The sequence below is a fragment of the Escherichia sp. 93.0816 genome (assembly GCF_013368855.2).
GTDB classification, from domain to species: domain Bacteria; phylum Pseudomonadota; class Gammaproteobacteria; order Enterobacterales; family Enterobacteriaceae; genus Escherichia; species Escherichia ruysiae.
Genome location: NZ_JABWNC020000001.1, coordinates 216,267 through 238,854, shown reverse-complemented (window position 1 = coordinate 238,854; position 22,588 = coordinate 216,267). Strand labels below are relative to the sequence as shown.

Below are 22,588 nucleotides of genomic sequence, written 5' to 3'. Positions count from 1 at the left end.
TTGCGACTGGCACTATACAGTGCCAGTTTCATCGACCAGGTCACCGCATTACGAGTATCACCAAAAAACCATTCTGTAAGAACGAGCGACCAGAGAATGTTTATATGGTCCGCATAAAATCCATGTCCGCATTCGACAAATTAAACGACGATATTAAGAATTTTCCTTTGCAGTTATTTCCCCACGAAAAAGCGAAACCAGATCCACTAACCCGCGAAAAATATTATCGTTCTCTCGAAAAAACGTGAGTGAGCAGATAAGCAGTCTCTGGAAACTGGCAATAAATACAGGAATGTAGCACCAAGAAATAGGAGTATCAGTATAAGTTCGTACAGCGTATGAATTGCAGCACATTTGCTCGCCGGGCATTAAGTGCAGGAGTAAATCCAATCTTCATTACTGCACAGAGGGGCATTTTTCTGTTCGCATTGGGGGCAGATAATAATGACAATCCCCTGGCAATTCTGGATGTAAATTTCAGTTCTGATGCACCAACAGTGCCCCGTTCAAAACGAGAAAGTAACCCCTTCTGTTTCAACTACTCACTGCGCCCAGTCCGGTTTATTGAGTATATGATCCTGCCAGTCGATCACTTCTGATTCTTTCACTGCAATATGACGTACAGAGATTCGCTCACCGTGCATTGCCGCTTTCGAACCAGTCATCAGCGGATGCCACTCTGGCAATGTCCTCCCTTCCGCCAGCAACCGATAAGCACAGGTCATCGGTAGCCATTCGAATGTTGGCAGGTTTTCGCGGGTTAATTTAATGCAGTCGGGTTCAAACTCGAAGCGGCGTTCGTAGTTCCGACATTGACAGGTTTTAATATTAAGCTGACGGCAAGCGACGTTAGTGAAGTAGATTTCGTCGGTGTCTTCATCCATCAGTTTATGCAGGCAGCACTGACCACAACCATCACACAACGACTCCCATTCTGCATCGCTCATTTCATCAAGGGTTTTACTTTGCCAGAAAGGTATATCGCTCATCAGGTGTTCCGCCATTACGTTAAAACGCACCTTATAACCAGTCTGGCACAGTGATGCAAGTTTTGCCGCCTCATTCAGGCGGCAAAAAAGTATTACAAAACGCGAGTTGTCAAAGAATGACCATCGAAAGTAACAGTCAGTTCATCGCCACTGTGTAGCGGGCCGACACCATCAGGCGTGCCTGTTAACACAACGTCACCTGCCTTGAGGGTAAAAAACTTGCTCATATAAGCAATCAGCGGAACGATTTTATGGATCATGTCCGCAGTCGTACCTTGTTGGCGTTGTTCGCCATTAACGCTCAGCCCCAGCGATGTATTTTGCGGATCGCCAGTGAACTCTGCGGCGGGAATAAACCCGGAAAGTGGACAAGAGTTATCAAACGCTTTGGCCTTTTCCCACGGCTGCCCGGCTTTCTTCATTTTTGCCTGAATATCACGTAATGTCAGATCGAGCGCCACGCCGTAACCCACAATAGCTTTTCGCACATGCTCTTCCGTGGCCTGACGTAGCGTCGCCCCAATCAACACAGCCAGTTCCACTTCATGATGAACCGCGCCGAAATCTGAGGGGATAGCCAATGGCTGGCGCAGATCGCACAGTGCCGTTTCAGGTTTAATGAACAACACTGGCTCTTCAGGCACTTCACTCCCCATCTCTTTAATATGCCTGGCATAATTACTGCCAACACAAACTACTTTACTCACCGGATAATCCAGCAGCGCACCTTGCCAGTTGTGATGTTGATACATAACGCTCCTCTCACTTCATCGTGGATCTTAAAACCCGCTCCGACAAATATGATGCCACCGCCGGATATTGGTTATTTTTTAGTGCCGTCTGTATTTTTCGCCATCACAGAAAGATGTTGCTTCAGCAAATCCTCAGGAGGTGGTGGCAATTGAAGATAATAGCCATGCTCAGCTAAGGCCTGTTTAACTTTCTCAATATCGGCATTTACCAGTTTCTTTCTCCCGTCCAATGGAAGAATCATCGCAAGTTGCGGTTGACCAAAACCTTTCATCAGCTCCTCTGGAACACGTGAAAAGTCGTCTTTTTTTTCAACATATAAATAGGTCTGGTCACGTTTACTACTTCGATAGATCACACAAAACATAATTTTACTCTGAATAAATGGGGGGGTGACTTGCCTCAATATAATCCAGACTATAACATGCCTTATAGTCTTCGTAATATCATCGCACGCTGATGATGATGGTAATTAGCTAATTGAGTAAGGCCAGGATGTCAAACACGCCAATCGAGCTTAAAGGTAGCAGCTTCACCTTATCTGTGGTTCATCTGCATGAGGCAGAACCTAAGGTTATTCATCAGGCGCTGGAAGACAAAATCGCTCAGGCTCCGGCATTTTTAAATCATGCTCCCATCGTACTCAATGTCAGTGGCCTCGAAGAACAGGTCAACTGGCCAGCAATGCACAAAGCTATCTCAGCAACAGGCTTGCGGATCATTGGTGTCAGTGGCTGCAAAAATGCGAAGCTGAAAGCTGAAATCGAAAAGATGGGGTTGCCAATCCTGACTGAAGGAAAGGAAAAAGCGCCACGTCCAGCACCGGCCCCCCAGGTTCCTGCGAAAAATACAACACCGGACACAAAAACACGCTTAATAGATACCCCTGTACGTTCCGGTCAGCGCATTTATGCGCCACAATGTGATCTGATTGTTACAAGCCATGTTAGCGCAGGGGCAGAATTGATCGCAGATGGTAACATTCATGTCTATGGCATGATGCGCGGTCGTGCGCTAGCCGGGGCAAGTGGTGATCGGGAAGCACAAATATTTTGTACGAGTCTGATGGCAGAACTGGTCTCTATCGCCGGTGAATACTGGCTGAGCGATAAAATCCCAGCAGAATTTTATGGCAAAGCGGCACGACTGCAATTAGTCGAAAACGCTTTGACCGTTCAATCGTTAAATTGATCCCTTTTTAACAAGGAATTTTTATGGCACGCATTATTGTTGTTACTTCGGGGAAAGGGGGCGTTGGAAAGACAACCTCCAGCGCGGCCATCGCCACTGGTTTGGCCCAGAAGGGAAAGAAAACTGTCGTGATCGATTTTGATATCGGCTTGCGTAATCTCGACCTGATTATGGGTTGCGAGCGCCGGGTCGTTTACGATTTCGTCAACGTCATTCAGGGCGATGCAACGCTAAATCAGGCGTTAATTAAGGATAAGCGTACTGATAACCTCTATATTCTCCCGGCATCGCAAACTCGCGATAAAGACGCCCTCACCCGCGAAGGGGTGGCCAAAGTTCTTGATGACCTGAAAGCGATGGACTTTGAGTTTATCGTTTGTGACTCACCGGCGGGTATTGAAACCGGTGCATTAATGGCTCTTTATTTCGCTGATGAGGCCATTATTACCACCAACCCGGAAGTCTCATCAGTTCGTGACTCTGACCGTATTTTAGGTATTCTGGCGTCGAAATCACGTCGCGCAGAAAACGGCGAAGAACCCATAAAAGAGCACCTGCTGTTAACGCGCTATAACCCTGGTCGCGTGCACAAAGGAGACATGTTGAGCATGGAAGACGTGCTGGAGATCCTGCGCATCAAGCTCGTCGGCGTGATCCCAGAGGATCAATCAGTATTGCGCGCCTCTAACCAGGGGGAACCGGTTATTCTCGATATCAACGCCGATGCGGGTAAAGCCTACGCTGATACCGTAGAACGTCTGTTGGGAGAAGAACGTCCTTTCCGCTTCATTGAAGAAGAGAAGAAAGGCTTCCTCAAACGCTTGTTCGGAGGATAAGTTATGGCATTACTCGATTTCTTTCTCTCACGGAAGAAAAACACGGCCAACATTGCAAAAGAACGGTTGCAAATTATTGTTGCTGAACGCCGTCGCAGCGATGCAGAACCACACTATCTGCCCCAGTTGCGTAAAGATATTCTTGAGGTCATTTGTAAATACGTACAAATCGATCCCGAGATGGTGACCGTACAGCTTGAGCAAAAAGATGGTGATATTTCCATTCTTGAGTTGAACGTGACCCTGCCGGAAGCAGAAGAGCTGAAATAAGCTGTATTAGCTCAGGTCCGATCTGACAGTTACCGGTTATTTATTCAGGTATCTGTCAGATTACACCCTGGTTAAATTTTTCTCTTCCCCGGTTCGCTATTAAGTAATGTTGTCATCGGCGTCCAGGCACAGCCCCCTTCCCTCTGTTGAGTTCGCTCATTTGGTTGCTGCGTTGTTAGTACAGGAAATGGGAATTACCTCCTGTTTTGTATAAACGGTAACACTCCCCCTTCAAGCTCCAGCGTCAAATTAAGTCGCAACTAATTCACATTATCGCCACCAGAATAAAATCACTAATATTACGTTTTCTGATAAATATTGTTCACATATAAATTACACAATAATATTGATATTTCAGATTGTCTTACCTTTGCAATGCAATGTTAACATTTGATGACATTTCTTGAATAAAATATTCAAAATCAATGAGTTAATTCTTATTTAAGATTATTCCCATTCAAGCAAAAAACATAACTCTTATTATACAAACCGCGCTCATTTTGAATGATCTGAATAATATCGAGCGTTCTTTAGTTAAGCTGCTCTTAATTGAAGACGAAATTATTGTGTGTGCAACTTACTTAATACCGGACATCTAAGTTGAAGAAAAAAACACTCGCCTTCGGGCTCATCTCAATATTACTCTGCTCCACGCCAGCCATGGCGGATATGAATCGCACCACTAAAGGCGCATTGTTAGGCGCAGGCGTAGGCTTACTGACTGGCAATGGTGTAAATGGCGTACTGAAAGGTGCTGCTGTAGGTGCAGGTGTTGGCGCAGTAACTGAAAAAGGTCGCGACGGTAAAAATGCCCGTAAAGGCGCAAAAGTAGGTGCGGCCGTTGGCGCAGTCACTGGCGTCCTGACCGGCAATGGTCTGGAAGGCGCGATTAAAGGTGCTGTGATTGGTGGTACAGGTGGTGCCATTCTGGGTAAAATGAAATAAGGTATGATGATGAAAAAATTTGCTTTACTGGCTGGACTGTTTGTTTTCGCACCAATGACCTGGGCGCAGGATTATAATATTAAGAACGGCCTGCCGGCAGAAACCTACATTACTTGCGCAGAAGCCAACGAAATGGCAAAAACTGACAGCGCACAGGTTGCAGATATCGTCGCGGTAATGGGTAATGCCAGCGTTACTAGCCGTGATTTAAAAATTGAGCAATCTCCAGAACTGAGTGCCAAAGTGGTAGAAAAACTGAATCAGGTTTGTGCTAAAGATCCGCAAATGCTGTTAATTACCGCAATTGATGACACCATGCGTGCCATCGGCAAAAAATAATAGTTAATGTAGTACCGCGTCGATTTATTCGACGCGGTATATTTTTAGCGGGTGGATGTGCTTATAAACAAAAATGAAGTGTTAGTATTTGACTTTGGTTTATTCCGTCAGTTTTCACTGTATCAAAAACTATTTTACTGCAATCATATCCATATACACACTCCTCACCGCAGAGTAATTTCCCCAAAACTAAACCTGACCAGTTTTTCCAGTTTCAAAGATTAATCATCTACTGATTAGATTTATACGCATTTCTGATCAAATATCTGTTAGCCCAAATTGTCAAAACGTATTGAAAAGAAGGGTTAATGCTGATCCCTTTGGCTTACCAGCTTCTCTCTTAACCGGTTAAGCAAATTGATTACCAGCCAAACCAGTGCATTGATTAAATTTATGGTAACAAGCACTTCTCCTAGCCAGATGCTGGGTTTGGCGACCAGGATAATCAGGATGGAGATCAGCATAAACGCAATGGAAAAGATGATATACAAAGAGAAATAATCCAGGCTATTACTTTTGTTCATGCTACTTACGGTGATCCTGACAAAATCTTCAGACAATTATAGCAAACAAAATAATGAACAATAGTAACAAGAAGCAACGAGCTAATTACCTGTCTACAATTGCACCATTTCATCGCCTTGCTGATCAATTTTCAGCCAAATATCATCATGCTATGTCAACTAGTGCAATATTCACTCAACAACCACTTTCACCTTCGGTTTTGAGAGAATAATTTTGACGAGTTCAATATACGTCACCGGTTTATAGAAATAGTACCCTTGCTGGAACGTAATATTATTCTGGTTCAAATAGTCGAGCTGCTCCTTCGTCTCGACGCCTTCGGCGACAATACTGATAGAAAGTTTGCGCGCCAGATCCAGCACACAGTCCAGAATCCGGGTGGAATCAGGATCTGCATTGACCCGACCGACGAAACTGTGATCAATCTTAATATAATCGATGTGCAGATCATGGAGATAAGAAAGCCCTGAGTAGCCCGTACCAAAATCATCCAGCGCGATAACAAAACCATTTTCATGCAGAATGTTCAATCGCTGAACCAAATTTTCATCAACATGCAACGCTTCACGCTCAGTAACTTCAAGAACGAGATTCAAATCATGGCGAGTGAAGCTGTCGCGGTATGTCAGACATTCTTCAACAAATGTCGGCGAAATAATATGCGAGGCGCTAAAATTGATCCCAACATGAAATCCTTCCGGCAGTTTACTGGCGATCGCGTTCATTTGTGTGGCGACCTGACTCATCAAACTTTGAGTGAGCGGAACTATCAACCCTGATTTTTCAGCAAGTGGAATAAACGCTGCAGGTGAAATATATCCTCCACGTGGGTGTTTCCATCGGGCAAGGACTTCTACGCCGCGTAACGTCCCTTCCCGACCATTAACTACCGGTTGGTAAAAAGGCACAATCTCACCATTACTTATCGCTCTACGCAGAATCTCTTCAGGTGTGTCTGTTTTATTGAAATATTTATCAAGTAAAAAGGCAGCGGAACAGGATATTAACAAGCTGAATATCAAAATACCCAAACCTTTGTCTATCATTCTGGTAAAGCTAAATAGTGGCGGCTGGTTATAGATAATACTGAAATGATATTCAGTGGAGTTAACCCGTCCAGAAAATTGATGTCTGCCATTGAGAGTTGTCACATCTCCCGACGGCCCAATAATATTATCCCCCACGCGCAAACTATATTTCACCCCCTTCAACGGCACATGGAGCGCCCCACGGATATGCTGGTCGCTAATAGTCACCAGAATACGCGTCTCAGCGAACTGAATCTGATAGAGCAGAATGGGTAATCTATTTACAGTGTCGAGCGCCGGAGCCAACAGCAAATTACTGTCAGGTATCACAGGAATACGAGATAGCAGTACTCGATTACCCGGCAGCGATGTACACCAGACCGCACCTTGTTTGAGAATGATGATCGTCCGCAGATGGGGTTTCAGCGCGGCTTCTGTACCTAGCTGATATTGTTCATCCAGATCGCACCTCTTCCCTGCAATTTCCATTGCCGTTTGAGTCGCCTGTGACGCTTCCTCAAGAATATGATTAATGTTGTTGGCGGCGTACCTCGCCCCTGCAAGACTCTCTGCTTTTACGGAATACCAGAGCTGAATATTCAAAATAGAGACGCCAGTAATAAACAGGCACACCGCAACGAGGATGGGGATAAGTGTATTGCGCATTCGCGTGTCCCAGGACCTTTATTCTCTGTTCATTCGCTCAATCTGGCGTCTACAGAGAGCATGGTAGAGAGAATCAGAAATATCCACGTTCTTGATGAAATTTTACCCACCATGCCGTAATACCTTCAATGTTGGATGAAAATCGCAAGTGCGCGTTAATTGATTGCCCCTAAGGCAGAGAAGACGTATTGAGCAACAAACCAGAACAAGAATATTGGGTAGGCAACGTTCTCTGTGTACTCATCCTTTAATACTTAACTGTATCAATGAGTAAGGATATGCTGAACTGGTACAACGTCGATGGGGACAGTAAAGGTGATACCGAGGTAAGGCAGTGTAAATTGTTACTCTACGCGACCCAGCTTTTTCTTCAATCGCACACGGCACCTGCTCATAACAGACCGTATCCATCAATAGCGGCATCCAAAATCAGATCCATTACATGCAGCAATGTCACTGGAATGAATGTGAAAAACCGAGAGCAGTGATATAACTTGTACAAGTCAAAACGTGTATTTTTTACATTCCTGAAAACCAGAGAAATAACTTTTTCTGATAACATCTATAACCAGTTAGAATTAGAAAGAGCGCGATATATTCTTATTTAGCAAGTCAGGCTATAGAAACCATATAATGCGAACTCTGGTTACGTAAGACATTCCCCCCCCATGTTACAAATTGTAAAGATTAACTCTTCATGGTTGCATTCAACTTGTCTGGTCATATCTAAATAGATATGTAAAATTGATAACGGCTGGTAATCATTCAATACTCGCACTATAGAAAGTTCGCCAGCCTGCCGCAGGCACGCGCCTTTATACGTCGTGTCTGCGGTTTTGTTGTGATATTTATATAGAAGTACTGGTGAATTATGAGCAATCTGAATCCATGCATGGCGTGTGGTGCCTGTTGTGCATTTTTCCGCGTCTCTTTTTACTGGGCCGAAGCTGATGATGCAGGTGGAACCATACCGGCTCATCTTACTGAGCAGATATCCCCTTACCACCGATGTATGCGCGGTACTAACCAGAAGAACCCACGCTGTATTGCCCTGGCAGGAACGCCTGGAAAAAACGCCTGCTGCACAATATATAAAAACCGCTCATCCACATGTAGAGAATTCGCCATGTCAGGCGAGCATGGTGAAATTAATGAGGCATGTAATCGCGCCCGAGCTAAATATGGACTACCTCCAATTTAAATTTTTTCAAATTTAATTAGCCCCATACGATCGTCATCCTCAACAATATATCCAGGTAGCAAAACTAAATATGCCGCGACATTACTGTCGCGGTCAAATCATTAAAAATAAATACAGGAGAAAACCAAAATAAATTATAAAACAGCTCATCAACAATTATTAACCATTGATAAAATAAAAGTACATCTGTAACATTATCATATTTTATTTTTCATAGACGATTTTTTCCGTGTTATGCTATAATATGGCGAATAAACACAGGTTATCAACTTGTCAGTAATGTAAATAAATTTCGAGGAGATCATTCCAGTGGGACGTAAATGGGCCAATATTGTTGCTAAAAAAACGGCTAAAGACGGTGCAACGTCTAAAATATATGCAAAATTCGGTGTGGAAATCTATGCTGCCGCTAAACAAGGTGAACCAGACCCAGAATTAAACACATCTTTAAAATTCGTTATTGAACGTGCGAAGCAGGCACAAGTTCCAAAACACGTTATTGATAAAGCCATTGATAAAGCCAAAGGTGGCGGAGATGAAACGTTCGTACAAGGACGTTATGAAGGCTTTGGACCAAATGGTTCAATGATTATCGCTGAAACGTTGACTTCAAATGTTAATCGTACAATTGCTAATATTCGCACAATTTTCAATAAAAAAGGCGGAAATATTGGAGCAGCAGGTTCTGTCAGCTATATGTTTGACAATACTGGTGTGATTGTATTTAAAGGAACAAACCCTGACCATATTTTTGAAATCTTGCTCGATGCCGAAGTAGATGTTCGTGATGTGACTGAAGAAGAAGGAAGCATCGTTATTTATACTGAACCTACAGATCTTCACAAAGGAATTGCAGCTCTGAAAGCTGCCGGTATTACTGAGTTTTCAACAACAGAATTAGAATTGATTGCTCAATCAGAAGTTGAACTTTCACCAGAAGATTTAGAAATCTTTGAAGGGCTTGTTGATGCCCTCGAAGATGATGATGATGTCCAAAAAGTTTATCATAACGTTGCTAATCTCTAATTATAAATATCCTCCGGCTATGCCGGAGGTTTTTCAGATGCGCGCTAACTGGTGCATATGGTCTAACATTTGCATTCAACTTCGTTACTTACGCCCGGTAAACGAGCTGCCTGGATATGGGTTCAATAATTGTTCGCCAATTTTATCTTCTTCGAGCTGTTGCTTTATATATTCTTGTATCTTTGCTGTGTTCTTACCCAGCGTATCTAAATAATAACTTCTACACCAAAACTCCCTGTTCCTGTATTTGAATTTTAGATCTCTAAATTGCTCACAGAGCATCAGACTGCGTTTACTCTTCAGATGGCCCATAAACCTCGATACGCTCATTTTCGACGGGATCTCCACATACACAGCATTCTGCTTTCGCAACGGCTAACTCCTTTGTGTATTTCGCATCAAGTGCAGCAACATCGCACTGGCGCAGCTGCATATCCGTAAAGGAAACGTCCTCAGCTTCTGGTATCTCTGATTATCGATATCCCCCTGAAGAAGGACTGTTGAATAAATCAGATTGCAGTGAGCAACGAGGCTAACGTCAGCAAATAAAAAGGGCGCCTACTGGCAATATTATGAATTCAACACATTACATATAGGTTAAGGTATTGCACAGCCCTGTACCTTGTAACTAATATCGAAAGATAATAAAAATATCCAATATATAACTCATGATACTTGCCCATAAAAAAGCCCTTCCGGAGAAGGGCAGGTTTTTGTATGCGCAATGTTCCATCATCTGCATGGTGCCGGGTGCCTCCCGGTGAGTCCGGCATCAGCATCCGAACCCGCAATATTGCCGCTAAAGCCGAAGGATATTTGCAACCTTGCTGATATGCCCCTCCGCACAGGGGGATTCACCATGCAGGTATTTTTTTAACAAATAAGAAAAATGGTATCAATACTATAATCTCGAAAATACATAATTTTATCAAATACAATTAATTTGTTATCGGAATATGATAATTACGGATTTTCCTGTATCCGAAACAACAAAATCCACTCAACGGCAGGTTTATACTATTTCGGTACAATATCAAAATTTGCTCAAATAAAGAAAAAGGAGTGATAGCGGCCTGCTGATCTCCCCCTTCGCACAGAGGAGTCACCATGCGATGATTTTTTAACACCAACGCATGGTACCGACTACCTGAATTGAACTGGTGCCCCATTGGTTACAAGTCAGTGACTCTGCCTGCTGAGCTAATGGCTGTATGGCTGGTGGCCCTTGCTGGATTTGAACCAGCGACCAGGCGATTATGAGTCGCTCATTCTCACCACTGAGCTAAAGAGCCAGAAAAACGAATTTACTCCCTTAGAAACATATATATACAGTTTACATTATCGCATTATAAATAAAAATTGATATTTTCTTATCCAATAAAGGCATTAATCGTATTGTATATTTTGATGATTTATATCACCTTATAAAAACAATAAGGCTTTAACCATTATCAAAACAAAAATTTCATCATATTTTGAAACAAAAGGATTCAACAGATATATCTATCACCACGATAGACCACATATCAAAAACATTAAAAAATATCTTAACTATGAAAAAAAATGTTTTTATAATATTTCTAAGTATTCTCTGTACAGGAGCCGTTATGGAGCATCCTCACTTAGACAGTAGTGTACCAATAAACGAAATAATCAATTGCCTTTCCAGGTCCATCCATGAAAGTGGTTATATAATGGATCTCAATGGCACCAGGCTACCTATTAATGCAAAAGAATTCGCAACATACAAAATGTCAAACTTCTCTGGTTCATTCTGGATCGAATATTCAACAGAAGGAAGACCAATAAGGGAGACTGGTATAAAAGATGCAACACAGGAGAGTTATAAGGTTCTGAATGATGCATTGCGACTATGTAGTGAGACCCTGACAAGATATTGACGTTCACAATCAATGTGTTTACAGACCACACTATATATCAACAAGTCAGTTTTCCGAAATTGCTGAACATAACATTTCATCTCCGGCAGTCCGCTGGCGAAGATCTTTTCGGATTTACCTGTGAATTACCGAAGCAAAAAACCGTATATCTGCGGGTTTGTATTAATACCCTAACACAGACATAAAAAGTCTATCATTGCGCTTAACTTATCACAGATACGGGAAAAAGTGAGCTAAAGAAAAAGCGACAACGAATTGAAATGGAAAACGAAATATTTAAAAAGGCTACCGTGCTCTTGATGCGGCTCCCTTGAACAGTTCTCGATAATCGGGAAACTCAGGGCGCGTTATCCTGTGGTCACTCTCTACCACGTGTTCGGGGTTCATCGCAGTAGCTACAAATACTGGAAAAACCGTTCTGGAAAACCAGACGGCAGATGTGCCGTATTACGCTGTCAGGTACTTGAGCTACATGGCATCAGCCACGGTTCGGCCGGAGAAAAAAGCATCGCTACAATGAGTAGAACTGCTATCTGCCCCACCAAACTATCAGGGGGTTTTGATAACCCTTAGCAAGCTAACAAAAAAACGGGCGTGTTATACGCCCGTTATAATATTTAACACATGTAGTGATTACATATTCTTGATGATCGCATCACCAAACTCGCTGCATTTCAGCAGCTTAGCGACTTCCATCAGACGTTCGAAGTCATAGTTACGGTCTTCGCGTTGATTGCGCCTTCCATACCTTTAACAATCAGGTCAGCCGCTTCAGTCCAGCCCATATGGCGCAGCAGTATATAAAAACCATGTGTTCAACCCACTGATATTTAATGATAAATATTATTTTATTGTCTTTTTATTAGCCAAAATCAACTTTGTTCAACTGTTTGATTTCATTGATGTTAGTTTTTATTTTGGGGGAAGATTTTCTCTGCCATTTATATCAAAATTACAAGTCTACATTTTATTAACAACTCAATACATGTGAAGCCTTGCAGACCATTGTGAAACCTTATATGTCTCAGTTTTGTCCCACCTTTGTGCTATGAATTACTGCATAGTAAAAAATACACTGATGCAGTGTTATTCATTTTCCTTACCATAGTAAAGTTTGCCGAGTTTAATGAGCGGCCTGCCCTGCGATTTACGATACATATTCACATCACGTAGTGAATAGAAGCAGCCACAATACTCCTGCTGGTAAAACTGCTCACGCTTGCTAATCTCGATCATGCGCGATGAACCTCCCTGCTTACGCCAGTTATAATCCCAGTACACCATTCCCGGATAACGCGCCGCAGCTCGTCGTCCACTATCGTTAACCTGCTGCAGGTTCTTCCAACGAGAAATTCCAAGTGAACTGCTAATCACGCTGAATCCGTGTTCAGCAGCATACAATTCTGTGCGCTCAAGGCGCATGTCAAAGCACATTGAACACCGAACACCACTTTCGGGTTTCCATTCCTTTCGTACGTTCAAACCAGTTTTCGGTATCATAATCAGCATCAACAAAAGGCACGCCATGTTTTTCAGCAAAACGCATATTCTCTTCCTTAAGGATAAGGTACTCCTTCTGCGGGTGAATATTAGGATTATAAAAGAATATAGTGTAATCAATTCCCGAGGCCTCAATCGCCTCCATAATCTCTCCAGAGCAGGGCGCACAGCACGAGTGTAACAGCAGTTTGTTTGCTCCATTCGGCAATGTTAATTGTGGGCGTTTAAAATCAGTGTTATTCATAAATGCATTTGTTAGCAATAGTGTAGTCAGAAATTCTGGTATTAACTTCCGCGATAATAAAAGTAAGAGGACGTAATTGCCGTCATTGTACGAAGAAGAAACAACGACCAAAACGTTGAAAGTAACCGTCAATACGTTAAGGGAGGAATTAAATTAACGTATCAGAACTAAACAACACCTTTATACTTCACTCTATCTATAAATAATGAGAATGCCGAGCCAGCATGTCGACGGTGTGGATAGTACAGGTGATAACCGGGTAAATCTGGTGTGAATTTATCCAGAATACGTATCAGTTTTTTTTCTTTAATAGCCCGCTCAACCTGATCATAAGGTAGATACGCTAATCCATGCCCATCAATTGCAGCATCAGTGATCAGGTCTATGGTATTCAGTAAAAGCTGACCTTCCATGCGAACACGAACTTCACGTCCACCGCGTATTAATCTCCAGCGGTTTGCTGTACCCGATGTGGGAAGATACAAATTAATTGCCTGATGATCTATTAATTGTGACACTGACGTTGGAACACTTCGGCGGGAAAAATAATCCGGTGAACCAACAATAGCCATTGGTATATCAGGTCCGATTCGAATGGCAATCATATCTTTATCCATCTCCCCTCCCAGACGGACACCTGCATCAAAACGTTCAGAAACGACATCGGTCAAACCATAATCAATGATAAGCTGAATATCAATTTCAGGGTGTGATTTCAGGAATGTGCGCATGGCTGGTAACAATATCGTTTTTGCTGCATGTTCTACAGTAGTAATACGTATTGTCCCGGATGGGCGGTTCTGCAGAGCGCTCAGGGATGTCAGGGCAGAATCTATGTCATGCCGCATAGGGCCAAGAACAGACAAAAGATGCTCGCCCGCTTCAGTTGGTACAACGCTGCGCGTGGTTCGCGTCAGAAGCCGCAATCCCAATCGTTCTTCTATACGGCGTACTATCTGGCTTAAAGCTGACTGCGCCATACTCAGTCGGGCTGCTGCACGAGTGAAGCTACGCTCCTCTGCAACGACGACAAACGCCATCAGATCAGCGATTTCTTCACGCTTCATTCAGTATCTCCATACAATCTATTAATCATTTAAATGATAGGTCTAATCATGATTTTGGGTCTAATCAACTTAATGATCAATATCTATAGTGATATCACCAACCGTTAAAACGAACCGACAACTCCATGAGGAACGGAATGATGAATAATAAAGTCTGCTTCACTAACAGCAATAATCCAACCATCTCTTTGTCTGCAGTGATCTATTTCCCTCCAAAATTTGATGAAACCCGTCAGTATCCGGCAATTGTGGTATCTCACCCAGGTGGGGGCGTTAAAGAACAAACGGCCGGAATCTATGCCGAAAAACTGGCGGAAAAGGGATTTGTCTCCATTGCTTATGACGCATCTTATCAAGGTGAAAGTGGCGGCGAGCCGCGTCAGTTAGAAAACCCATACATTCGTACTGAAGACGTCAGTGCCGTGATTGATTACCTGACAACTCTTTCTTATGTCGACAATACCCGAATTGGTGCGATGGGAATTTGTGCCGGTGCAGGATATACAGCCAATGCTGCAATTCAGGATTGCCGCATCAAGGCCATCGGTACCGTTAGTGCGGTCAATATTGGTTCGATGTTCCGTAATGGTTGGGAAAACAATGTGAAATCTATTGATGCTCTGCCACACATTGAAGCTGGCTCAAATGCCCGAACCAGCGATATTAGCAGCGGAGAATACGCCATTATGCCACTGGCTCCAATGAAGGAGGCTGATGCGCCGAACGAAGAACTGCGTCAGGCCTGGGAGTATTACCACACCCCTCGCGCGCAGTATCCAACAGCACCGGGTTACGCTACTTTGCGCAGCCTTAACCAGATTATTACCTATGATGCTTACCATATGGCGGAAGTGTACCTGACTCAGCCGATGCAGATTGTGGCGGGCAGCCAGGCAGGGAGCAAATGGATGAGTGACGACCTGTACGATCGAGCATCAAGCCAGGATAAACGCTATCACATTGTTGAAGGCGCAAACCATATGGATCTTTATGACGGCAAAGCCTATGTGGCTGAAGCAATGTCAGTATTAGCTCCGTTCTTTGAGGAAACTCTGTAATGAAACATATTCAAATCCGCAATAGTGATATGGCCTGGCATATTGCTGCCAATATTCAGTTTCCACCAAATTTTGATGAGTCAAAACAGTATCCGGCGATTATCAGCGTCCATCCTTTTGGCAGTTGTAAGGAGCAGACGTCTGGCAATATCTATGGCAAGGCATTGGCTGAAAAAGGCTATGTCGTTCTCGCTTATGACGCCAGTTTCCAGGGAGAATCTGGTGGGGAGCCTCGCTGGATAGAAGATCCGACACAGCGCGTAGAGGATATTAGCCGTGTTATTGATTATGCAGTAACTCTGCCATATGTTGATGCTGAACGCATTGGTGTGCTGGGAGTGTGTGGGGGTGGTGGCTATGCCATTAATGCCGCGCTGACAGAAAAACGAATTAAAGCTGTAGTGAGTATTACGGGTGTTAATATCGGGCGTCTTTTTCGGGAAGGTTTCAGCAATTACGATCCGATTGGCGCATTGAATGCAATGGCGTCACAACGAACCAAAGAGGCTCGTGGTGGAGAATTACAGATCAACGAATTACTTCCCGCCAGCCTGGATGCAGCAAAAGCCCATGGACTGACCGAACGCGATGTTTATGAAGCAACTGACTACTATAAAACACCACGCGGGCAACAACCGGGAGGGGCGACAAAAATGTTGTTCTCACATGCACAGAAAACGCTGGCCTGGGATGCCTTCGCATTTACTGAAGTGTTACTGACTCAGCCGGTGATGGTAGTAGTTGGTGAAAAAGTCGGAGTCTTCGGTGCTTATCGTGATGGACTGGAAATCTATGGCCGGGCGATGGTTTCGCAGGATCGTCAGTTAGTTTCGTTACCCGATTTCTCACATTATGAACTGTATGACAAACCGGAAGCAGTTCAGGAGGCGCTAGCAAAAGTTATTCCTTTTTTCAACACCCATCTGGGATAAGTTTCATAAGAAATATTATGAAAAATGTACTGATTCTTGGTGCTGGCGGTCAGATAGCCCGCCATGTGATTAATCAACTGGCAGATAAACAAACCATTAAACAAACTTTATTTGCCCGTCAGCCAGCAAAAATCCCCCCCCCTATCCAACTAAGAGCCAGATTATTATGGGGGATGTACTGAATCATGCAGCACTGAAGCAGGCCATGCAGGGACAGGATGTTGTATATGCCAACCTTACGGGGGAAGATTTAGATATTCAGGCCAATTCAGTGATCGCTGCGATGAAAGCCTGTGATGTTAAACGTCTGATCTTTGTTCTTTCCCTCGGTATTTATGATGAAGTTCCAGGAAAATTTGGCGAATGGAATAATGCAGTTATTGGTGAGCCCCTAAAACCATTCCGCAGGGCGGCAGACGCAATTGAGGCCCCTGGACTGGATTATACAATTCTTCGCCCTGCCTGGCTAACTGATGAAGATATTATTGATTATGAGATTACCTCACGCAATGAACCATTCAAAGGTACGATCGTATCGCGTAAGAGTGTCGCCGCATTAATCACAGATATCATCGATAAACCTGAGAAACACATTGGTGAGAATATAGGCATCAATCAACCTGGCACTGATGGTGATAAGCCATTCTTCATGTAAATCAATTAGATAACCACAATCGTACTGTACTATGTGCAGTACGATTTATTAAACTTATTAAGATAAACTGATATGAATCGAGTTTGGTTTGTAACCGGCGCTACCCGTGGTATGGGAACTCACATCGTCAAAGCAGCTTTACAACAGGGTGATCGTGTAGTGGCCACGGGGCGTGATATGGGTAAATTGCACCAGACATTTATTTCAATTGCACCGGATAAAATTGAACTACTGGAACTTGATGTCCGTAATGAACATCAAGCTATGGTCGCAACTGATGCTGCGGTTCGTCGTTTTGGACGAATAGATATTCTGGTTCACAATGCCGGATACTGTTTATTGGGACGCTTTGAAGAGGCAACTGCAAAACAAATAGAACAGCAATTTGCTACTAACGTTTTTGGAATGGCTAACGTATTACGAGCCATATTACCAATTATGCGTCAACAGCGTAGCGGACATATTATTAACACCTCCTCAATTGCAGGAGTAAAAGCTGTAGCAAATACCACATTCTACTCTGCTTCCAAATTTGCCGTAGAAGGCATGACACTAGCACTTGCCGATGAAGTTGCTCCTTTTGGCATAAAAGTTACTGCTATTGAACCTGGCTTTTGTCGAACAGAATTTCTTAGTGATTGTTCCGCAGTATATGGTGAACGAAACATTGAGGACTATGCTATCTGGGGAAACGCTCGTGAATTATTAGCATCTGCTGACGGCCAGCAATAAGGCGCCCCATCAAAACTAGCACAAGTAATTTGCCGTGTAGCTGAAATGGAAAAGCCGCCATGTCAATTATTAATTGGTAGTGACGCTATCAATTTTGTCATGCCATCTCTGGAGTATCGAATCAAAGAAGCATGGGAATATGAAGAGTTAAGTAACACAACCGATATTGACTGATACACCATAAGTGTCTGAAATATTTTAACTCCCCAAAATATAATAACAAACACTTACCGCCCTTTTTCTCCCCATGCTGTGGTTTTACATTCTTGAGGTAACCGCTATCCGCCAGGGCGAGAAATGTTGCCCTTGGGCATATCTTCTTTCTTGACGATTCGCTTTCTGTAACCTCTGCGACAGCTGCATCCCATGCATCACGAGGGGATATTGAATTATCAGCAACCAAATAATAAGCAATTAAAGCGGCGCGCGCGTATTGAGACATAATGCATCCATATACAAAAATCTTATGATAAGACTTTTCTAATATGAACACTGTGATCTCACATACTCTTGCAGGCCATTCAATTGGTTAGTTGTGGTTTCGATGCGCTCTCTGAGGACGAAATAATCCCGTTGAGCGGTGTCAGTAAGTCTAGGGCTGGTGCCATCATCCACGCCGGAGGCGGCGGTGATTTTATGCATGTCGGGACAGACTGCATTGAAGCGCAGCCGCTTACGCCCAGCAGAAACATCAGCACGAAGACTTTCGATAGTCGCGTTAGCATCAGCAAGTTCCTTTGTATATCTGGCATCAAGTTCAGCGACATTACGTTGACGCTTCTGCATGTCAGCGATGATGGATGTAGCTTTATCCCGCTGGTCTTTGTAGGCGATGGCGTTATCACGGTAATGATTAACCGCCCATGACAGACAGACGACGATGCAGATAATCAGAGCGGAGATAATCGCGGTGACTCTGCTCATACCTCAATCTCTCTGACCGTTCCGCCAGCTTCTTTGAATTTTGCAATCAGGCTGTCAGCCTTATGCTCGAACTGACCATAACCAGCGCCCGGCAGTGAAGCCCAGATATTGCTGCAACGGTCGATAGCCTGACGGATATCACCGCGATCAATCATCGGTAAGGCGTCACGCTCCTTAATCTGCTGCAATGCCACAGCGTCCTGGCTTTTCGGAGAGAAGTCTTTCAGGCCAAGCTGCTTGCGGTAGGCATCCCACCAACGGGAAAGAAGCTGGTAACGTCCGGCTGCTGTTGATTTGAGTTGCGGGTTTAGCGTGACAAGTTTGCGAGGATGATCGGAGTAATCAGTGAAGAGTTCGCCACCTACAATAACGTCGTAGCCGTGATTGCGGGTTGGCTGTCGCCCGTTATCCGTTCCTTCTGACCACGCCAACATATCGAGGAAAGCTTTACGCTGAGGATTAAGATTTTGCATTTTTCACCCCTGTCAGTCGTTCCCAGAAGTACGTCAGTGCAACCGAACCCATCGCACCACTAATCCCCGCTGTCGCGAGAATCATGTAAATACTGAATCCACTTTCGATACTGATCAGGCCACCAATAACACCGGTGAATCCCGATACCACTATCTGAGCCAGAGCATTTATCCAGCTCCACGTTGCTTTACTCTGCTTCACATCTATCAGGTAGCGGACCAGACCGCCCCAACCTGCGATGATCAGCAAAACGAGCCAGAACGCTCCGGCAAGGCTCTCTTTTTCGTGCATATGAATAGCCAATGTTTCGCCGCCGACAAAAGGCCGGGACGTTAAATGTCAGAAATCAGGCTCACGGGGTAATTTAACGACAAAGCACGAACTTACCCTCCCAAGAACCAAATATAAAAAAGTCTACGTTGTTGGTTTCAGAGTTAGTTGCAATATTTCCTGATTACCCTAAGCTGAGTTCTGACTCACCAATTCAGCATGTATTTCAAAGAAGGATGATTAGTCAGATTAATTAAAAAATCCATAAGAGTTCGTTAAGGACACTAGTGAAAATTTTAAATCAATAAAATAAAACATTGGAAAAAACAAATGAAAGCAATTCAAATAACTTTGATATTATTACTGTGCAGCGCAATCACTGCATGCTTTGCCTCTGATTCTGAAGGAAAATATGTTCAAGGTGATTGCATCACGGCTAACGATTCAAGTTACACTTGGTTTGGAGAAGTGGCAAAAGTAGAAGCCTACACATATATCACTGGTTTTACTGGCCCAAAGTACATCCTCTACTTCCCTTATTACAAAGCTGACACTGTAATTTTTGAACCTGGAATCGAAAATCACACGATTAAGGTTCACCCCCGTTACTGTCAAAATATTAATAACGCTTTATCAAGATAAGAAAAAACCAAAACCACGATTATTAGATTTGTAACCAAATTCACAATTATTGTGCACCATCTTCAAAGAATAAGCCCAAGGCTTTAAACCTCGGGCTTGAATTTTGATTACTTCCAGTGCGTATAATATTGGCAAAATATCAGATTTACACAAAATATGTGTTTTTTAATCCAGTTTTGCAATACTTTGCTGTGAAAATGCCACCTTTTGCTTTGAACGCGCTCTCGTCACAAGCAATAAAGCACCGCTATCAAGCTGTAGAAAAATGTGCTTCATTGCAACCCGGCGTTCAGTAAATGTCTCAGACCAGTTTTTTGATGTCACTCCCACCAGTGATGCCAGCTCCTGGTATTCATAGGTCTTACGCCCTGCCAGCTCGTTCTTCACATCCTGTGCAGCCAGCCACATCAACTTCTTTAAGCGTTCCAGTGTGTTACTGGCAATTTTTCTTGTACCTAACAGAGCCTTAAACTCGTTCCATGCCCACTGCGTTATGGCAACCTGATGCTCCCAGCGAATATTTTCACTGTAACTCCACAGCAACCACGCTTTCTGATGTTCTTCGAGAGACAAAATTGCACGGCGCCATGAAGCGGTTGAAAACTCGACCGGACTGACCAGGGCGACAGATGAACCTTTTGCGTACGACTGCTTACCGGAAATCGGCGGATTATCCAGCGTAATCATCTTGCCAGTTACCACATCCAGAATGCGTGGCTTCTTTCGTTTGTATGTACCAGTATCAAATTGTGCATGCTCCTGCCAGGCTTGAAGCTGGCCTTTCGTTGCTCCGCTCAAATCAGCGGTAGCTACCATGAGTTGCTCGCGGACATACTGTAAATATTGGGTATTCATGCGGCAGCTCCTTTCAGTGTTTTGGCGCAATTCTTCAGTATCCGGTAATCGGTCAAAACAGAACCGGGAAAACGATGTAAGCGCAGGCGCATCCAACGGTGGCGAAGAAGTTCTGCCATATAAAACTCAAACATCATTCATTCCCCATTTCGGTGATGGTCAGCTCCAGCTTCCCACCTTTGGTAACAGGCATCTTCACAACGCGGTAATCAACGACCTGAGCATCATCCAGCCAGAAACCAGCTTTGGTGAGTGCGTCAAAAGCGGCTTTTTGCAGATTATCCAGGTCACGGCGACGGCGATCCGGCATGTGGCACTCAATGCGGATTTTCACAGGCATAGCCAGACCGATATCCAGCATTGAGCCTTTAATGATTCGGGAGACGTTATCGCGGTATGCCTGCCCCTCTACGCTGATGTGCGTGCGCCCGCGATTATGGCGGTAATAGCGATTATTGCTTGGCGGCCAGGGTAATGTGATGTTGTAGGTATTCACGCCTTGATTACCCCCTCTTTCAGCCAGATAACCTGTGTTCTCGCCATACCGTCCAGCGCGCATTCTTTTGCATATCCAGCGTCAACAAAATGTGTGCGGCGATCGATTTCATCGTGGCAGGCAGAACATGCAATGGTGGCAATCAGGTGTGGCGGTTTAATACCGGTGCCGCACAATCCAGCCAGCCGGATATGTGCCAGTACAGACGTTTCAGGATTGCCATTACATACACCAGGGATTCTTACCAGGCATTCCCGACCACGCGCTGCTTTTCTCAAATCAGCCATGATTCCTCCTTGCTGCCAGTCGCAACCATTTTTTATCAACCAGGCTGGCGGTATATCCGAGCAGTGTTGGTATTTCGGATGGCTTCAGCTCAGGCTTACACTTACGACGATTTGGTACTCTGTAGATGTGTCCGTTCATGACACGAATAAGCGGTGTAGCCATTACACCTCCTGCTTGTCGCGCAGCAGCTGGAACTCGCAGCTCTGCGGAATAGTCAGGTGGCAGCCAATATTCATCGCCCAAGATTCAACCTTACTCAGGAAGACATACATCTCTCCGGTATCGAGGTCGGAGGTATGGCGTAACGACTGGATAGTAGTGATTTCGCCGGTTACGACATCAACCTGGTCTTTGGTTTCAAAACCGAGATAAGTGTTTTTGAGTGCATCTTTCACCCATGCTGCAGTAGCGAACGTTTTACCCCTGCTTATGAGGTATTCACTGATTTCGCTGTACCACATGTGGCTAAGTGCATTCTGGGAAAGACTGCGTCTCTCGCGCCACGGTTTAAGCACCATGCGAAAGCATTTGCCGTCCTCCAGATAAGGCTGGATCTGCTGACCGATAGCGGTGAAGTTACCGCGATGCAATTTGATACCGTCTTGTGGGAGGTTCACACTTCACCTCCGCAGAGGTCAAACGCAGGATGCAAAAAATCGCAGGTGCATTTCTGCATCTGTAAAGGGAGAAGATAGTTTGGATTGTATGTGCGCATAAACGTCCCCGTTTAGCGCAGAAGTCACCAGAGGTGTTCAGGCTCCGATGACATGATTATGGAAAATCA

29 protein-coding genes, 1 tRNA gene and 5 pseudogenes are annotated in these 22,588 nt (G+C 44.1%); 15 read left to right on the top strand and 20 right to left on the bottom strand.

Going from position 1 to position 22,588, the window contains the following annotated elements:
• Positions 1-542: 542 nt before the first annotated feature.
• From HEM79_RS01240 to HEM79_RS01230, 3 genes are all read right to left on the bottom strand, one after another.
• Complete coding sequence (locus tag HEM79_RS01240) at positions 543-989, bottom strand: YcgN family cysteine cluster protein (RefSeq protein ID WP_203218637.1); 447 nt, start codon at positions 987-989, stop codon at positions 543-545.
• A gap of 92 nt (positions 990-1,081) precedes the next feature.
• Positions 1,082-1,741, bottom strand: coding sequence for a fumarylacetoacetate hydrolase family protein (locus HEM79_RS01235; RefSeq protein ID WP_000284295.1), 660 nt, complete (start codon positions 1,739-1,741; stop codon positions 1,082-1,084).
• Between the two features lie 71 nt (positions 1,742-1,812).
• The gene (locus tag HEM79_RS01230) at positions 1,813-2,106 is read right to left on the bottom strand and encodes a YcgL domain-containing protein (RefSeq protein ID WP_021550642.1); all 294 of its coding nucleotides are present in this window, start codon (positions 2,104-2,106) and stop codon (positions 1,813-1,815) included.
• A 128-nt stretch (positions 2,107-2,234) separates the two neighbouring features.
• Between HEM79_RS01230 and minC the strand changes: the two genes are divergently transcribed.
• The 6 genes from minC to HEM79_RS01205 all read left to right on the top strand — a co-directional run bounded on the left by minC (position 2,235) and on the right by HEM79_RS01205 (position 5,320).
• Positions 2,235-2,930, top strand: coding sequence for a septum site-determining protein MinC (minC, locus tag HEM79_RS01225; protein ID WP_010345785.1), 696 nt, complete (start codon positions 2,235-2,237; stop codon positions 2,928-2,930).
• A gap of 23 nt (positions 2,931-2,953) precedes the next feature.
• Positions 2,954-3,766 (top strand): septum site-determining protein MinD, encoded by an 813-nt coding sequence (gene minD, locus HEM79_RS01220; protein ID WP_000101043.1) that lies wholly within the window; start codon positions 2,954-2,956, stop codon positions 3,764-3,766.
• 3 nt (positions 3,767-3,769) lie between these two features.
• Complete coding sequence (minE, locus tag HEM79_RS01215) at positions 3,770-4,036, top strand: cell division topological specificity factor MinE (protein ID WP_001185665.1); 267 nt, start codon at positions 3,770-3,772, stop codon at positions 4,034-4,036.
• Positions 4,037-4,482: 446 nt separating this feature from the next.
• The gene (locus tag HEM79_RS22955; RefSeq protein WP_370906317.1) at positions 4,483-4,635 is read left to right on the top strand and encodes a hypothetical protein; all 153 of its coding nucleotides are present in this window, start codon (positions 4,483-4,485) and stop codon (positions 4,633-4,635) included.
• A gap of 1 nt (position 4,636) precedes the next feature.
• Positions 4,637-4,981: a YMGG-like glycine zipper-containing protein gene (locus tag HEM79_RS01210; protein ID WP_000730702.1), complete on the top strand. Its 345-nt coding sequence runs from the start codon at positions 4,637-4,639 to the stop codon at positions 4,979-4,981.
• 3 nt (positions 4,982-4,984) lie between these two features.
• Positions 4,985-5,320 carry a YmgD family protein gene (locus tag HEM79_RS01205; RefSeq protein WP_000979974.1) on the top strand — a complete coding sequence of 112 codons (336 nt, stop codon included), beginning with the start codon at positions 4,985-4,987 and terminating at the stop codon, positions 5,318-5,320.
• A 305-nt stretch (positions 5,321-5,625) separates the two neighbouring features.
• Here the strand turns inward: HEM79_RS01205 and ymgF are convergent, their stop codons facing one another.
• Together ymgF and HEM79_RS01195 are read right to left on the bottom strand one after the other, a co-directional pair.
• Positions 5,626-5,844, bottom strand: a complete 219-nt coding sequence (gene ymgF, locus HEM79_RS01200; RefSeq protein ID WP_001043534.1) for a cell division-associated protein YmgF — start codon at positions 5,842-5,844, stop codon at positions 5,626-5,628.
• Between the two features lie 171 nt (positions 5,845-6,015).
• A complete protein-coding gene (locus HEM79_RS01195) occupies positions 6,016-7,539 on the bottom strand; it encodes a cyclic diguanylate phosphodiesterase (RefSeq protein WP_176241193.1) in 1,524 nt (507 codons plus the stop codon).
• Positions 7,540-8,410: 871 nt separating this feature from the next.
• On the opposite strand from HEM79_RS01195, the gene HEM79_RS01190 reads away from it, so the two are divergent.
• Complete coding sequence (locus HEM79_RS01190) at positions 8,411-8,740, top strand: YkgJ family cysteine cluster protein (RefSeq protein ID WP_010345776.1); 330 nt, start codon at positions 8,411-8,413, stop codon at positions 8,738-8,740.
• A gap of 309 nt (positions 8,741-9,049) precedes the next feature.
• Positions 9,050-9,766: a YebC/PmpR family DNA-binding transcriptional regulator gene (locus tag HEM79_RS01185; protein ID WP_000532905.1), complete on the top strand. Its 717-nt coding sequence runs from the start codon at positions 9,050-9,052 to the stop codon at positions 9,764-9,766.
• 87 nt (positions 9,767-9,853) lie between these two features.
• Here HEM79_RS01185 and HEM79_RS01180 read toward each other — a convergent pair.
• Positions 9,854-10,232 (bottom strand): annotated as a pseudogene (locus HEM79_RS01180) (hypothetical protein); the annotation flags it as partial.
• Between the two features lie 750 nt (positions 10,233-10,982).
• Positions 10,983-11,058 (bottom strand) — tRNA-Ile (locus tag HEM79_RS01170).
• A gap of 315 nt (positions 11,059-11,373) precedes the next feature.
• On the opposite strand from HEM79_RS01170, the gene HEM79_RS01165 reads away from it, so the two are divergent.
• Entirely contained in the window at positions 11,374-11,667 is a 294-nt protein-coding gene (locus HEM79_RS01165) for a hypothetical protein (protein ID WP_016158092.1), read from the top strand.
• A gap of 230 nt (positions 11,668-11,897) precedes the next feature.
• A pseudogene (locus tag HEM79_RS01160) lies at positions 11,898-12,189 on the top strand (IS3 family transposase); the annotation flags it as partial.
• A gap of 111 nt (positions 12,190-12,300) precedes the next feature.
• Here the strand turns inward: HEM79_RS01160 and HEM79_RS01155 are convergent.
• The 3 genes and pseudogenes from HEM79_RS01155 to pgrR form a co-directional block, all read right to left on the bottom strand.
• A pseudogene (locus HEM79_RS01155) lies at positions 12,301-12,467 on the bottom strand (NADP-dependent isocitrate dehydrogenase); the annotation flags it as partial.
• A gap of 286 nt (positions 12,468-12,753) precedes the next feature.
• Positions 12,754-13,411: pseudogene (locus tag HEM79_RS01150) on the bottom strand (epoxyqueuosine reductase QueH).
• A 167-nt stretch (positions 13,412-13,578) separates the two neighbouring features.
• Positions 13,579-14,478, bottom strand: a complete 900-nt coding sequence (gene pgrR, locus HEM79_RS01145) for a DNA-binding transcriptional regulator PgrR (protein ID WP_176241194.1) — start codon at positions 14,476-14,478, stop codon at positions 13,579-13,581.
• A gap of 137 nt (positions 14,479-14,615) precedes the next feature.
• Between pgrR and HEM79_RS01140 the strand changes: the two genes are divergently transcribed.
• From HEM79_RS01140 to HEM79_RS01125, 4 genes and pseudogenes are all read left to right on the top strand, one after another.
• Positions 14,616-15,536 carry an alpha/beta hydrolase gene (locus tag HEM79_RS01140; protein ID WP_176241195.1) on the top strand — a complete coding sequence of 307 codons (921 nt, stop codon included), beginning with the start codon at positions 14,616-14,618 and terminating at the stop codon, positions 15,534-15,536.
• Positions 15,536-16,468 (top strand): alpha/beta hydrolase, encoded by a 933-nt coding sequence (locus HEM79_RS01135; RefSeq protein ID WP_176241196.1) that lies wholly within the window; start codon positions 15,536-15,538, stop codon positions 16,466-16,468. The genes HEM79_RS01140 and HEM79_RS01135 overlap by 1 nt, the downstream gene beginning before the upstream one ends.
• Positions 16,469-16,485: 17 nt before the next feature.
• Positions 16,486-17,123: pseudogene (locus HEM79_RS01130) on the top strand (SDR family oxidoreductase).
• Positions 17,124-17,195: 72 nt separating this feature from the next.
• A complete protein-coding gene (locus HEM79_RS01125; protein WP_286178523.1) occupies positions 17,196-17,855 on the top strand; it encodes an SDR family oxidoreductase in 660 nt (219 codons plus the stop codon).
• A 121-nt stretch (positions 17,856-17,976) separates the two neighbouring features.
• Here HEM79_RS01125 and HEM79_RS01120 read toward each other — a convergent pair whose 3' ends face one another.
• From HEM79_RS01120 to HEM79_RS01105, 4 genes are read right to left on the bottom strand one after another with little or no spacing between them, the layout of a single operon-like run.
• A complete protein-coding gene (locus HEM79_RS01120; protein ID WP_286178522.1) occupies positions 17,977-18,297 on the bottom strand; it encodes a DUF6979 family protein in 321 nt (106 codons plus the stop codon).
• A gap of 38 nt (positions 18,298-18,335) precedes the next feature.
• On the bottom strand, positions 18,336-18,779 hold the full coding sequence (locus tag HEM79_RS01115; protein ID WP_176241197.1) for a lysis protein: 444 nt from the start codon (positions 18,777-18,779) through the stop codon (positions 18,336-18,338).
• Positions 18,776-19,252, bottom strand: a complete 477-nt coding sequence (locus HEM79_RS01110; RefSeq protein WP_176241198.1) for a glycoside hydrolase family 24 protein — start codon at positions 19,250-19,252, stop codon at positions 18,776-18,778. Before HEM79_RS01110 ends, HEM79_RS01115 begins: the two co-directional genes overlap by 4 nt.
• Positions 19,239-19,544, bottom strand: a complete 306-nt coding sequence (locus tag HEM79_RS01105) for a phage holin family protein (RefSeq protein WP_000544528.1) — start codon at positions 19,542-19,544, stop codon at positions 19,239-19,241. Before HEM79_RS01105 ends, HEM79_RS01110 begins: the two co-directional genes overlap by 14 nt.
• A 309-nt stretch (positions 19,545-19,853) precedes the next feature.
• On the opposite strand from HEM79_RS01105, the gene HEM79_RS01100 reads away from it, so the two are divergent.
• Entirely contained in the window at positions 19,854-20,165 is a 312-nt protein-coding gene (locus tag HEM79_RS01100) for a hypothetical protein (RefSeq protein ID WP_176241199.1), read from the top strand.
• Between the two features lie 165 nt (positions 20,166-20,330).
• Here HEM79_RS01100 and HEM79_RS01095 read toward each other — a convergent pair whose 3' ends face one another.
• The 6 genes from HEM79_RS01095 to HEM79_RS01070 are packed head-to-tail and all read right to left on the bottom strand — an operon-like array spanning position 20,331 to position 22,421.
• Positions 20,331-21,020, bottom strand: a complete 690-nt coding sequence (locus tag HEM79_RS01095; RefSeq protein WP_176241200.1) for a bacteriophage antitermination protein Q — start codon at positions 21,018-21,020, stop codon at positions 20,331-20,333.
• On the bottom strand, positions 21,017-21,157 hold the full coding sequence (locus tag HEM79_RS01090; protein WP_176241201.1) for a YlcG family protein: 141 nt from the start codon (positions 21,155-21,157) through the stop codon (positions 21,017-21,019). The genes HEM79_RS01095 and HEM79_RS01090 overlap by 4 nt, the downstream gene beginning before the upstream one ends.
• Complete coding sequence (gene rusA, locus HEM79_RS01085) at positions 21,154-21,516, bottom strand: crossover junction endodeoxyribonuclease RusA (RefSeq protein WP_176241202.1); 363 nt, start codon at positions 21,514-21,516, stop codon at positions 21,154-21,156. The genes HEM79_RS01090 and rusA overlap by 4 nt, the downstream gene beginning before the upstream one ends.
• Positions 21,513-21,803: a DUF1364 domain-containing protein gene (locus tag HEM79_RS01080; RefSeq protein WP_176241203.1), complete on the bottom strand. Its 291-nt coding sequence runs from the start codon at positions 21,801-21,803 to the stop codon at positions 21,513-21,515. Before HEM79_RS01080 ends, rusA begins: the two co-directional genes overlap by 4 nt.
• Positions 21,796-21,966: a NinE family protein gene (locus HEM79_RS01075; RefSeq protein ID WP_176241204.1), complete on the bottom strand. Its 171-nt coding sequence runs from the start codon at positions 21,964-21,966 to the stop codon at positions 21,796-21,798. Before HEM79_RS01075 ends, HEM79_RS01080 begins: the two co-directional genes overlap by 8 nt.
• Positions 21,966-22,421 carry a YbcN family protein gene (locus tag HEM79_RS01070; protein WP_176241205.1) on the bottom strand — a complete coding sequence of 152 codons (456 nt, stop codon included), beginning with the start codon at positions 22,419-22,421 and terminating at the stop codon, positions 21,966-21,968. The genes HEM79_RS01075 and HEM79_RS01070 overlap by 1 nt, the downstream gene beginning before the upstream one ends.
• Positions 22,422-22,588: the final 167 nt, after the last annotated feature.